This window comes from Providencia alcalifaciens (assembly GCF_020271745.1).
In the GTDB taxonomy this organism is placed as follows: Bacteria; Pseudomonadota; Gammaproteobacteria; order Enterobacterales; family Enterobacteriaceae; genus Providencia; species Providencia alcalifaciens_B.
Genome location: NZ_CP084296.1, coordinates 649732 through 662969, shown reverse-complemented (window position 1 = coordinate 662969; position 13238 = coordinate 649732). Strand labels below are relative to the sequence as shown.

Below are 13238 nucleotides of genomic sequence, written 5' to 3'. Positions count from 1 at the left end.
CGGGCTAGTAAATAAAAGTGGAAATGAATCTGTGTAAATCTACATAGAGTGGAAATTTCCACTTCCACTTACGCTGTTTACCCATAAAGTGGACAATTTAGACTAAAAATCATTTGGCGGAGTTGTGGTTAGGATCACGTAAATAATGGTCACCCCCCTTTTTCCACTGGAAAGTGGAAATGATGGGAAGTGATAGTAGGGGAATAATTGAAAACTATAAAATTCGCGCGAGACTATCTTTAGCGATTGCTTGGAACTCATTGAAATTTTTGACATTCACCAGGCGGCGGGTGGTTTTCTCTTTCACAAAGGTGACAAATAAATCATAAATTGCCATGGCTTCTTCATAGTCAGTTTTGCTGATTGCCAATAAGAAAATCACATAGGCGTTCTCTTTGGTTTCTTTGTTCCACTCGATACCTTGCGGTGCAAGGATAGTTGTCACGATGGTTTTATTTGCAAGTAACCCCAAAGAGTGAGGAAGGGCGATCCCTTCGCCCAGTAATGTCGAGACAATGGATTCTCGCTCTTGCAGTGACGGATAAAAATCAGTGGTGACATAGCCCTCTAGTTGCAGCTTTTGGCATACGGTTTTGAACAGCGTCTCTTGGCTAATTTTTTCATTGATAACCATAAAGAAACGTTCATCAAAGAAGCGTTCAATAATATAAGGACGGGTCTGATCCACCATCGCTAAGCGACCCACTTGTTCGAGCTGGTAGGGGGTTGGAAAGGGCGCAATTTTAATCACCGGTTTATTCTTTTCAGAGATCCGTACGGTGGTGATCACAAAGTCTTCTGCGACTTCATCCAACGATTCATACTCTTGTAGTGTTAACCCTCGGCTAAATTTGAGCTGCGGAAATTCGCGCATAATTTTGGATTCCACTACGCGAAAGGTGGAGTTCCCCGCATCAGTGACCACTAACACTTCCGTCTGGCGTGCGGAGCCTGCCCCATAATTTCGTTCAAGACTAACGCCAATGTGCACAGCTAAGTAACCCAGTTCATCTTCATTAATAGGATGTGGAAGTAGCTGCTTACTGGCGCTGGTTAAGGCGCTTAGCGTGACATCGTAAGCAAACGGATAATACTGCTTGATGTCTGAAAGCAGTGGGTTTGGGGTGGAAATATGGTATTGAAGGCGAGTCATTAAAGCAGAAAGATGGGTATTCAGATCTTTCTTTAGCTTTTCATCATTGCGCAAATCATAGTTATACAACTCGTTGATATAATTTAAAATGTATTCAGATAACTCATTGTGATGATTATGCTTTTGTGTTGACGCATGCTGGTTACTGATACGCTGTGCGATGATTTGGTCGTGCAAAAAGCTCAATTCGGCTGGAGATAAATCATTACCAAGAAAGTAAATTAGCCCTTTAGAAATTTCATCGCAGGCTTGAGTAATGATTTCTTCTAACTCTTTGTTGTTGACGCTGACATTGAGTTCATGGCCGCGGGTAATACGTAAAATGGTAACGGCGCAGTTAAATACAAGATAAAGATGACCTTCATTGCTGATACGAATATCAAAGCGATTCAAACTGTTATGAACCACTTTATCGATGTAAGTTAAATCGAGATTATCCAGACTTTCCGGAGTGAATGTGGCGAGGTCGGGGGTGATTTGCTCGCTAAACTGCCGCCAGAGTGCTTCGGTCATACAAGCACGAATAGCCCACTCGCTACCATTTAAACGGATCCCTTGATGGGGAATACTTTCCAATTGCACTTGATAGCGATGTAGATGCTCCCGAACGGCTCCCATATCTTGCTGAATGGTACTGCGGCTGACAAACCACTCTTCGGCAATATCATCGAGCTTGACGGGTAGGGATAACATCAAGAGTTTGAGCAACAGGGCATCAATACGCTCTTTGCTGGTGCGTGGGATTTGGTTGTTTTTATCATTAAGCTTAGTAAATGCAGAAAAAACCTCATCATTTTCGATTTTTAATCGATACCCCCGCCCGCGTTCATACACAATATGGGCGCTATGATCTTTAATTAATTCGTTGATTTCATTGATGTCTGAACGAATAGTACGGGTGGAAATAGAGAATTGTTTTGCTAATTCATCTTGAGGGACAACCTCATTGAGTATCCGAGAGAAAATTTGATTGTGTCGCTGCAAAATGAATAAAGCCACAAGAACCCCTTTAAAATCAAAAAATAAAGTTCGGAGTTAAAAACTGATGGTTTTTTAACTGTCTTATGGCTGGACTCTATCACAGTGGTATCAGGATAGCGGAAATATAAATGATGAAATTTGAGAATCTATTCGCAAATTTTGCGTGATTAACAGATTAAATTCACCTTTCCACCCCCTGAATAGGATTAAAACGACTCCCCTAAATCAATTAATAAACCTCTAAATACTCGGTCACTGGTGAGCGTTAGGGTATTTTCATCTTGGATAAATAACCCGTCGTTACAGCTCATTGATAAAGATAGCGATTCTTTCCCGCTCACTTGTAAACCACCATGAATGGATTGCAGATAGGCATTTTTACCTCGTAATGTGAGGATTTTCGATTCATTAGGTTCAAGATAAATCTGACTTATCCAAATTTTTTGGCGAAGTTGTAGGCTGTTATCGTCCCCATCGGGTGACGCGATAAGCTTATTATCTTTCTCCGCTAATGCCAACTTTTGGGATGGCATAGATTCCTGTTGTGGGCATGCATTTAACCACAGTTGAAGTCGTGTTAATGGCGTCGTCGTGCTGATGTTATGCTCGCTGTAACTTAGGTCAGGACGAGGCGAAAAGCTGACGCATTCTCCCGCTTTTGCGTTGACGGTGTTACCTAAATTGTCACGGTATTCAGCTTGACCTTGCAGGATGATGTTCACAATATCAACATGAGGATAAACTCTTGGTTGAAAAGCATTACCTGGCGCAAGCACTTCCTGATTCAGCACTTTTAGGGTTTTGAAGCCCATTAAGTCGGGATCAAAATAGTGACCAAACGAAAAAGTATAGCGTGCTTGTAACCAACCGTAGTCTGCTTTCCCACAATGGTTAACTGATCTTAATTTCATCATAATGGTTAACCCTCACTCAAAATATATAGCTAGTAATATATTGTTATAATAAATATCTGGACGTTGAATTGTTAGCCAGTTAATCTGTTTCCATTATTCAAATTTCCTGAAAGAGATACATCATGAGCAAAGAGAGAGCATTAACACTTGAGTCGTTAAGGGTGATGGATGCAATCGATAGGCGTGGCAGCTTTGCGGCGGCGGCGGAAGAGCTAGGTCGCGTTCCTTCGGCATTGAGCTATACCATGCAGAAGTTAGAAGAAGAACTTGATGTTATTTTGTTTGACCGTTCAGGACATCGAACTAAGTTTACTAATGTCGGGCGCATGCTATTAGAGCGTGGGCGTGTGTTGCTTGAAGCCGCAGATAAACTCACATCGGATGCGGAGGCACTTGCTAAAGGTTGGGAGACTCACCTGACTATTGTGTGTGAAGCGCTGATTCCTGCCGCGTCTTTATTTCCGCTGGTGGATAAATTGGCTGAGAAATCCGACACCCAACTCTCTTTAATTACCGAGGTGCTAGCAGGGGCATGGGAGCGACTTGAATCAGGGCGTGCCGATATTGTTATTGCACCAGATATGCATTTCCGCTCATCTTCTGAAATTAACTCCAAAGTGCTGTATACCCTGAACCATATTTATGTGGCAAGCCCGAATCACCCTATTCACCAAGAGCCAGAACCGCTTTCTGAAACCACTCGTGTGAAATACAGAGGTATTGCTGTGGCGGATACCGCCCGTGAACGCCCAGTCATCACCGTGCAATTGCTGGATAAACAACAAAGATTGACGGTATCGAGCATCGAAGATAAGCGCAAGGCGCTGATTGCAGGGCTAGGGGTGGCAACAATGCCATACCCACTGGTGGAGCAAGATATAAAGGAAGGGCGCCTGCAAGTAGTGGGGGCGGAATTTAGCCATGAGTCGAATATGATTATGGCGTGGCGACGCGATAGCATGGGGGAGGCGAAGTCGTGGTGCTTGCGAGAAATCCCTAAGCTGTTTAGATCTTGATCTCGTCATACTTCAAGCTGTAGCTGTGTTGGCTTCATAAAGTCACCCTAGTCACATACTTGTGTATGCTCCTAGGGATAACTTCACTTGCCGCCTTGCTACAACTCGAATTATTTAGAGATCACTCGTGAGGCGACTCGGAAAAGCAAAAAAGAAAATAGAAAATAGAAAAGAAAAGAAAATAAAAAGAAAGAAAAGATAAAAGCAAAAAAAAGCACCTCGGATGGGAGGTGCAAAGGCATTTAAATTATAGCAAGGATGTTGAATTGAGGGTACTTTTGACACCCTGCCTATAGGTAGCTATAGGCAAGGAAGCTGGGTCTGACTACCATTTTTTATTTAATAAATGGTCGATACTGAATTTACCAGGGCCTGTGACCGCTAACAGAATATAGCCGCCCGCAATGGTCATATTTTTCATAAACATCAAGCTGTTTGGCTCAACGCTGAAATTCGTGTGGAACAGCATTGCAGTTAAGAACGTAAACACAGCAGTAAAAATTGCGGTTGTACGTGTTAACAGACCGAATAACACTGCCAGACCACCACCTAACTCAAGTAAAATTGTCAGTGGCAGTAAAAAGCCAGGGACCCCCATTGCTTGCATATATTGCTGAGTGCCTTCATATGCGCCGCCCAATTTGCCATAACCTGCAACGATGAACAGGATTGGCATCATAATACGTGCTAATAAAATAGCGCCACTTTCTAAATTTTTCATTGAGTCTCTCCAGATAATACGGTCATTAAATATTAATAAAGTTCGATATATATCGTGTTATAAGCTAAGTTTCAGCACGAAAAGGCTAGAAATCTTGGATGTGCGTATCTTATTACTTAGCTCTTTCAATAAAAAGCTAAGCTTATTAACAAAGATAGACAAAAAAATTGAACGTGTGTGATTGAGTGCGAAAAAAAGTACCAAAGGGCACTTTTATCTATCTTAGTGGCAAAAAATGACTATTTTATCTTAAGGAGATGGTTTATTTCTGACTTGAACTATCTAAGCTGCTTCTTAGGGTACGAATAAGCCCCCAAGTCGCAATGGCTTTTTTGCTCAGTGAAATAAATCGATTGGGGTGTTTTAAGGTAAAAATGGAGATAAGACCCGTCGCAGCGATAACAATTGGGCGAAAGGTCATAAGCGTTTGCCAAGCGCGGTCATAAGGGGCAGTGGCTTGTAGCCACTCTTTCTTACTGGCCGATAACAGGATGCGCTGCTGCTCGATATCAGAGATTAAGCGTGATTTTCTTTCTGCAAGTAACTGACGTTTACTTTTGTTCATCATCGGTTCCTGTCAGTGCTTTAGTATCATTACGAAGTTGTTCACGGGTTGCACTTAGCAGCGTGGACTGTTTCGCTTTCTTTAACGTCCAAATAGCAAAGATAATCGCGAGTAAAATCAGTGCTCCTGTCGTGATAGCGAAAGCTTGATAACGATAGACGGGATCCACGGACCAAAAAATAAGCCCAATAAGGCACATCAGACCAAATGCAGAAAATAGAAGAGTCAGCCCAGCGAGTAATAATAACTGAACAAGATTGAGTTTCTCTTCTTCTAATTCTACTGCAATAAGTTGAATGCGGGTTTCAACCATATTAACGGCGATACCCGCAATTCTTTGCAGAGAATCTAGAACCCGCTTAGCGGGTCCTTGACGTGGCGACTGTTCCATAAGCGGTGATTAGCGCTTGGTGAGCAGCATGCCTAAGACCACACCGACTGCTGCGCCAATACCCACGCTTTTCCATGGGTTTTCACGGACATAGCAATCTGCTTGGCCTGCAATTTCTTTGGTTTGCTCGGTAATTTTATCACCGGCTTGACCGAGTTTAGCTTTTGAAGAGGAGAGAGCTTCACGGGCTTTAGCCTTTAAGTTTTCGATCTCTTCTTTTGATTTATCTTGAGTACTATTCAGAATGGATTCGAGAGAGTCTGCGAGTGATTTAAGTTCAGCACGTAGATCTTCAGAAGAATGATTGGATGACATAGTAGAACCTCCTATCAATAGAAAAATAACGTATTACCTTAATAGCGTATGACCTTAATAACATTACAATAGCTTTTTTTAGCTTAAGTGCAATCACTAATTGGCATAGATTTCAAATTGAGAAAGAGGAAAGCGGGAATCGCTAAATATTCCCGCTGTTCAATTTGATTCAGTGGCGGCTATTTATTTGCGGGCGAATTTTTTCTTGATGACAACACCAATGCTGCCAAACAGACCCAAAATTAATAACCCAACTGGAATAAGCATCAAGATATTCATAATTTGATGCTCATATTGTTGGAATATAGGGCTTTTACCAAATCCGTAGCCGATAGCGGTCAAAATTAGCACCCAAAGGAACCCACTTAACCAGTTAAACAGTTGGAAACGCCCATTTTGCAAGCCCGCAAGCCCTGCGATGGTTGGTAGTAATGTTCTGACAAATGCAAGGAATCGCCCAATCAGTAGCGCGGCTAAGCCGTGACGATGGAATAGCCCATGAGCACGCTGATGATAGTGTTCGGGGAGGTGTGATAACCAGCCTTTGACAATTTTCGTATTACCTAGCCAGCGACCTTGGATATACCCCACCCAGCAACCAATACTGGCGCCTGCAGTTAAAATCACTAAGGTTAATGGGTAGCTAAGCGCACCTTTTGCGATGAGTACGCCAACAAGGATCAGTAAACTATCACCAGGTAAGAATGCAGCTGGGAGCACGCCGTTCTCCAATAATAGGATCATGAACAGCATGAAATAAATCGACCATATCAACGATGGGTTAGATAAGGTTTCGTAATCTTGGTGCCAAAGGGCGAAAAAAAGTTCTCTAACTAATTCCATTAATGTTTCCTAAACGGCAATCACAGCAACAAACATGTTGTTGGGCAGAAATGGATTAAGTAAATGCCGGAAGGAAACTGCTGTTTCTTCTGGCTGTTAGTGTAAAACCCGACCACTTTAACAAAACAGAAAATAACTAAACAGTAAATTTTGAGCTTATTTTGAGAATTCATTTAAATTGCGCCTGATTTTTACATTTTCGGTTCTTAACCATCGGCTTTCTGAAGCGACAAAAAATGGGAGTAGCGCCAAATAAGAGGGTTTAACTTAATTATTTACCAGTTTATTTACGTTTAGGTAACGAAAAATAGCATGAACATATTGGTAGCTAATCATTGCTTTTTAAGACTAATTACCTTATTGTGTGCGCATAGCAAAGGGGAGTAACTTCTTCTGTCGGATTATCGTCATTACGGTGCACACATTGTACCCGGTAACCGAGCACCACAATTTCCTTATCTTAGGTTATCTGTGTTGTAAGTGAGACCTTGCCAGAAGGCGAGGTTTGCTCATCGTTTACAACCGTATAGTGATAACTTAGGGTGAAAACAGTTTAAGCGGCTGATGTCTTCTGGATATCAGCCGTTTTTTGTTTTTTAAAGGAATCAAAATGAACTCTGTTGGAAATCCCGTTTTATGGGGCAGCTTTGCTGTCATGATCCTTGTGATGTTACTTATCGATATGTTTTGGCAAGGAAAACATAAAGGTCAGGCGATGTCGATGAAGCAAGCGGCAGGTTGGAGCATCTTGTGGGTGACGCTATCGCTGATTTTTGCGGGCGGTCTGTGGTGGTATTTTAATGATACCGTTGGACCTGAAGTTGCGAACACGCAAACTATGGCGTTTTTAACGGGTTATCTGTTAGAAAAAGCCCTTGCCGTAGATAACGTGTTTGTTTGGTTAATGCTATTTGGTTACTTTGCTATTCCGGCAAACTTACAGCGTCGCGTACTGGTTTACGGGGTGCTTGGGGCGATTGTCCTGCGTACGATTATGATTTTCGCAGGTAGTTGGTTAGTGACACAATTTAGCTGGATCCTCTATGTCTTCGGCGCTTTCTTGCTGTTTACGGGGATCAAAATGGCGTTCGCTAAAGAGGACGATTCGCCGATAAATGAAAAGCCATTAGTTAAATGGGTGCGTTCACACTTACGGATGACGGATGAGTTACACGGTGAAAAATTCTTTATTAAAAAGAATGGATTGCTGTTTGCAACCCCATTAATTTTGGTTCTGATCTTAGTGGAAATCAGCGATGTTATCTTTGCGGTAGACAGTATTCCCGCTATCTTTGCTGTGACCACCGACCCGTTTATCGTATTAACGTCTAACCTGTTTGCGATTTTAGGCTTACGTGCAATGTACTTCTTATTAGCGGGTGTTGCTGAGAAATTCTCAATGCTTAAGTACGGTTTAGCTATCATTTTAAGCTTTATCGGTGTGAAGATGTTGCTGATGGATATTTTCCATATTCCTACTGCGGTTTCGTTAGGTACCGTTGCTGCGATTTTAGTCCTGACACTGGTGATTAATACCATCGTGAATAAGCGCAACGAAGCGAACAAATTGATTAACGAATAATCTTTTTCCGAATTAAAAAACTCCCATAAGTTCATCATGACTTTGGGAGTTTTTTTATATCTAATGATTTATTGGCATAAAGATGAGGAGGTTCTGTGCAACAAGTCATGCGGGTCTTACGAAAACTCTATAAGTATGAAAATAGTCAATATGATGGAAGCCGTGCGGTATCGACTTATTCATTGGACTCTTTATCCGATAAAGAACGTAAAATACTAAGCGATTTCCATTGGTTGCCGAATGAGATTGCATTTTTTACTGATCATGAAGATATCATTAATAAATTACACTGCTTAAAACAGGAAACCGCACTTACCCATCAGCGTTGTTTGGATGCTTTCGTGGCAGGCGTCGGAGGAAGTTACTTACGGGGGCGCTCAGTCTTGGGGGCTTATCACAAACTACATTCCTTGCCAGCTCATCAATATCTTGAAAAGTCGCAATATGCATGTTGTTGGGTTTGTAGCGACCATAATAAGCATATTTATATTAATGATAGTTACTTTCAATACTGCTTATATTACGGAAATTCCTACGCTGGGAATGTAAGTTACGCTTATTTGAATCTCCGACATTTACTGACGGTTGCTGCTGTAGTGCCTACAGACGAAGACAAAAAAGTCTTTAATCAACTGTTAGATTTATTACGCCATGCCCCTGAAGATGAGACACCTGGGCAATTTGAAAAGCGGTTATCGCAGGCAAAATTGGTTAAAGGGGACAGACATACATTACGGGGAATATTACACTCACTCGCATTGATTGGGGTTATACCTAATGCGTTTATTTCATTATCGCTCGATAGCTGGCATGACTTTGGTGATATTACCCGTTTAGAAAACCAACTTAACAATACAAAAGGGCGTTCTGATATGGAAATGCCTTGGGCCGGTTGGAAAGGCAATTTAAAAGTAGATGAGGCAAAACTAGCAGATTATTTTGGTGGCTATTTGACCAATCGTTAAATCTTACTCGCGGTAATCGATGTCATTTTAAAAAACACCTTGGATTCATTAGAGGTGTTTTTTTATTTTAACTATCTGAAAAAGCTCATTCATTTTCGATGTCATCTGTTTCCTATAAGAAACAAAATTCTATTACGATCACAGATATGTAAAATTAATGTTAATTGCAATCAATCATTGTGTATATTTTGAATAATAGCCTTTTCAGGAGATTAATATTCCTTATACTGGCTCGGCAAACACATTTAATTCCTAAAAAAGATAAATCATAAAAGGTCTATTATGGATACAAATAAAACAGGGTTATGGCGAGTAATTAGTCAAGGTAGTTTGGTCAAACAAATACTAGTGGGCTTGATTGCAGGTATCTTGTTGGCATGGTTATGGCCATCGGCAGCAAAAAATGTCGGCTTACTGGGTGACCTGTTCGTTAGTGCGTTAAAGGCGGTTGCTCCAGTTCTTGTTTGGGTGTTGGTTATGGCGTCTATTGCCAACCATCGCCAAGGGCAAAAAACCAGTATTCGCCCAATTTTAGTACTGTATATTTTAGGAACCTTCTTCGCGGCAGTTGTTGCGGTGATTGGCTCATTTATGTTCCCATCAAGCTTGATTTTAGCCGTAGGCGATACGCAACTGACGCCTCCGGGTAACATTGCCGAAGTGCTCAAAGGTTTGTTGATTAATATTTTTGCTAACCCAGTCGATGCACTGATCAAAGGGAACTATATTGGCATTTTAGCGTGGGCAATTGGTTTAGGTATTGCATTGCGTCATGCCAATGAATCGACCAAAACAATGATCCACGACTTCTCTTTAAGCGTGACTCAGTTGGTTCGCGTGGTTATTCGTTTAGCGCCATTAGGTATTTTCGGTTTAGTTTCTTCAACAATTGCGACAACTGGTTTTGAAACCTTAAAAGGTTATTTCCACGTATTGGCGGTATTGCTGGGCTGTATGGTTATTGTGGCATTAGTGGTTAACCCTCTGATTGTTTACTGGAAAATCAAACGTAATCCATATCCATTAGTTTTCGCTTGCTTACGCGAAAGTGGGGTAACAGCCTTCTTTACCCGTAGCTCTGCAGCTAACATTCCTGTGAATATGGGAATGTGTCGTCGTATGAACCTGCACGAAGATACTTATTCAGTCTCTATCCCGTTAGGCGCAACCATTAACATGGGTGGCGCAGCCGTCACCATCACCGTGTTAACGCTGGCAGCGGTACATACTCTGGGTATTCCTGTTGATATCCCAACGGCGCTGTTGTTGAGCGTAGTGGCAGCGGTGTGCGCATGTGGTGCATCAGGGGTTGCTGGCGGTTCATTATTACTGATCCCACTGGCGTGTAATATGTTCGGTATTTCGAACGAAGTGGCGATGCAAGTGGTTGCAGTGGGTGTGATGATCGGCGTGCTGCAAGATTCGGCTGAAACTGCACTGAACTCTTCAACGGATGTGCTATTTACTGCGGCGGTATGTTTATCGGAAGATGATAAACTGGCTCGAGCGGATGCTGAGTTATCTCAAACTCAAGACTAAGCTGACAAGCTAATACAAAAGAAAACCCGCTGAATTAGCGGGTTCAGACCATTGACAAAACCATCAGGTTTGGAAATGGTTCTTTTGGGTTGTAAAATTAACAAGGAAAATCAATTTATTGATTTTCGCCTGATAACACAAAGAGGGAAAAACCACGCTTTTATCCCTCTTTGTCATCAACCTAAACCCGCTGAATTAGCGGGTTTTTTATATGTGAAATATTGTTATAGCTGATAAGCCACTTGCATGCCTTGCTCGATGGCACGGCGGGCATCTAACTCAGCAGCCACATCTGCCCCTCCAATCACATGGGGGTGAATACCTATCTCTTCTAATTGCTCTTTCAATGGGCGATAAGGTTCTTGCCCGGCACAAAGGATGACATTATCAACGGCAAGGCAGATATTTTCATCTTGATAGCGAATATGCAGTCCATCATCATTCACATTCATATATTCCACACCATTAAACATCTGAACGCCACGTTTCATTAACGACAAACGGTGTACCCATCCTGTGGTTTTTCCAAGTCCTGCGCCGACTTTGCTGTTTTTACGCTGCAATAAATAGAGGTGGCGAGGCGTTGGTTCTAACTGTTTTTTCGCCGGAAAAAGCCCGCCTCGAGCGGTGATGGCGGTATCAATATTCCATTCATGATTAAACTTATCATCATCTAAACTGCTACTGACCCCTTGCTGGGTAAGGAGCTCGGCAACATCGAATCCAATCCCTCCGGCGCCAATAATGGCCACATTTCGACCGACATTATCGGGCTGTTTTAAAGCCTCAATATAGGACATGACTTTGCGATGATCGGCTCCAGCTAGGTTGATAGCGCGGGGAATAACGCCCGTGGCGATAATAACCTCATCAAATTGCGTTAAATCATTTGCTTGTGCAAGTTGTTCTAGTCGAACATCCACATTGAGCCGTTGCAGTTGTCGGGAAAAATAACGCAGGGTTTCATAAAACTCTTCCTTGCCGGGGATCCGTTTGGCGAGATTAAATTGCCCACCAATTTGGTTACTGCGTTCAAATAGCGTGACTTGATGGCCTCGCTTGGCGGCATAGATTGCACAAGAAAGCCCCGCTGGACCCGCCCCAACAATCGCCACTTTTTTGGGGGTATCCGCTAATTCATTGGGATAGTCCATCTCGCGTACTGCTTGCGGGTTTACCAAACAGCCCGCCAATTTGCCATTAAAAATTTGGTCAAGGCAGGCTTGATTACAGCCAATGCAGGTATTTATCTCATCGGCTCGACCTTCTTGAGCTTTCGACACAAACGCTTCATCGGCAAGGAAAGGGCGCGCCATGGAAACCATATCAGCTTGACCGCTAGCAATGATTTGCTCAGCCACAAATGGGTCATTGATGCGATTGGTGGTAATCAGTGGAATATTCACCTTTCCCATTAATTTTTCAGTCACCCAACTGAAAGCTTTGCGGGGAACTAGCGCCGCAATGGTTGGTACACGTGCTTCATGCCAACCAATCCCCGTATTGATCATGGTGGCGCCCGCACTTTCAATCTCTTTAGCCAATAGCTCGATTTCATCCCATGTAGAGCCCCCTTCGACAAGGTCAAGCATGGATAACCGATAGATAATAATGAAGTTTTCTCCAACCGTTTGGCGAATGCGTTTAACGATTTCTACCGGAAAACGGATACGGTTTGGGTAGCTGCCTCCCCATTCATCAGTTCGATGATTGGTGCGCGATGTAATAAATTGGTTGATTAAATAACCTTCCGATCCCATCACTTCGACGCCATCGTAGCCTGACTGATGGGCAAGTTTAGCCGTGTTCACGAAGTCATCGATGGTTTTGTGAACTTCATCGACGGTTAATTCTCGCGGTGGAAATGGGGTAATCTCGGATTTAATTGGGCTCGGCGCCACTAAAGCCGGATGTAGGGCGTAACGACCCGCATGTAAGATCTGTAATGCAATTTTGCCATCTGCTTGATGCACCGCATCAGTAATTTGTTGATGAAATGGCAATTGGTCCTGATGATTCAATACAGCACCATGAGGTGCTAAAGCCCCTTCAGGGTTCGGGGCTATTCCCCCAGTGATAATCAGACTGACTCCATTTTCTGCACGAAGTCGGTAAAAATGGGCAAGGCGTTGACTTCCTTGTGGATGCTCTTCTAATCCGGTATGCATTGAACCCATTAAAATACGGTTTTTAAGAACGGTATGCCCCAAATCAAGCGGGGTAAAAAGATGTGGAAAATTGCTCATATTGACT

General features: G+C 42.6%; 12 protein-coding genes. 4 read left to right on the top strand and 8 right to left on the bottom strand.

Annotated features, from left to right (window positions below; all coding sequences use genetic code 11):
* Window positions 1-214 precede the first annotated feature (214 nt).
* On the bottom strand, window positions 215-2152 hold the full coding sequence (locus LDO51_RS02915; RefSeq protein ID WP_225576284.1) for a BglG family transcription antiterminator: 1938 nt from the start codon (window positions 2150-2152) through the stop codon (window positions 215-217).
* A 188-nt stretch (window positions 2153-2340) separates the two neighbouring features.
* Window positions 2341-3048, bottom strand: a complete 708-nt coding sequence (locus LDO51_RS02910) for a pirin family protein (RefSeq protein WP_225576283.1) — start codon at window positions 3046-3048, stop codon at window positions 2341-2343.
* 122 nt (window positions 3049-3170) lie between these two features.
* On the opposite strand from LDO51_RS02910, the gene LDO51_RS02905 reads away from it, so the two are divergent.
* A complete protein-coding gene (locus tag LDO51_RS02905; RefSeq protein ID WP_225576282.1) occupies window positions 3171-4064 on the top strand; it encodes a LysR family transcriptional regulator in 894 nt (297 codons plus the stop codon).
* 325 nt (window positions 4065-4389) lie between these two features.
* Here the strand turns inward: LDO51_RS02905 and LDO51_RS02900 are convergent, their stop codons facing one another.
* From LDO51_RS02900 to LDO51_RS02880, 5 genes are all read right to left on the bottom strand, one after another.
* On the bottom strand, window positions 4390-4785 hold the full coding sequence (locus LDO51_RS02900; protein ID WP_132496578.1) for a DoxX family protein: 396 nt from the start codon (window positions 4783-4785) through the stop codon (window positions 4390-4392).
* 262 nt (window positions 4786-5047) lie between these two features.
* Window positions 5048-5350 (bottom strand): YqjK-like family protein, encoded by a 303-nt coding sequence (locus LDO51_RS02895; RefSeq protein WP_225576281.1) that lies wholly within the window; start codon window positions 5348-5350, stop codon window positions 5048-5050.
* Entirely contained in the window at window positions 5337-5741 is a 405-nt protein-coding gene (locus tag LDO51_RS02890) for a phage holin family protein (protein WP_225576280.1), read from the bottom strand. Before LDO51_RS02890 ends, LDO51_RS02895 begins: the two co-directional genes overlap by 14 nt.
* Window positions 5742-5750: 9 nt before the next feature.
* Complete coding sequence (locus LDO51_RS02885; RefSeq protein WP_225576279.1) at window positions 5751-6056, bottom strand: DUF883 family protein; 306 nt, start codon at window positions 6054-6056, stop codon at window positions 5751-5753.
* A gap of 183 nt (window positions 6057-6239) precedes the next feature.
* Window positions 6240-6899, bottom strand: a complete 660-nt coding sequence (locus LDO51_RS02880) for a DedA family protein (RefSeq protein WP_225576278.1) — start codon at window positions 6897-6899, stop codon at window positions 6240-6242.
* 610 nt (window positions 6900-7509) lie between these two features.
* On the opposite strand from LDO51_RS02880, the gene LDO51_RS02875 reads away from it, so the two are divergent.
* From LDO51_RS02875 to sstT, 3 genes are all read left to right on the top strand, one after another.
* On the top strand, window positions 7510-8481 hold the full coding sequence (locus tag LDO51_RS02875) for a TerC family protein (protein WP_225576277.1): 972 nt from the start codon (window positions 7510-7512) through the stop codon (window positions 8479-8481).
* 95 nt (window positions 8482-8576) lie between these two features.
* Complete coding sequence (locus LDO51_RS02870) at window positions 8577-9446, top strand: hypothetical protein (protein WP_225576276.1); 870 nt, start codon at window positions 8577-8579, stop codon at window positions 9444-9446.
* 282 nt (window positions 9447-9728) lie between these two features.
* Window positions 9729-10985, top strand: a complete 1257-nt coding sequence (sstT, locus tag LDO51_RS02865) for a serine/threonine transporter SstT (RefSeq protein WP_225576275.1) — start codon at window positions 9729-9731, stop codon at window positions 10983-10985.
* Window positions 10986-11209: 224 nt separating this feature from the next.
* On the opposite strand, the gene LDO51_RS02860 is transcribed toward sstT, so the two are convergent.
* Window positions 11210-13231: an NADPH-dependent 2,4-dienoyl-CoA reductase gene (locus tag LDO51_RS02860; protein ID WP_225576274.1), complete on the bottom strand. Its 2022-nt coding sequence runs from the start codon at window positions 13229-13231 to the stop codon at window positions 11210-11212.
* Window positions 13232-13238: the final 7 nt, after the last annotated feature.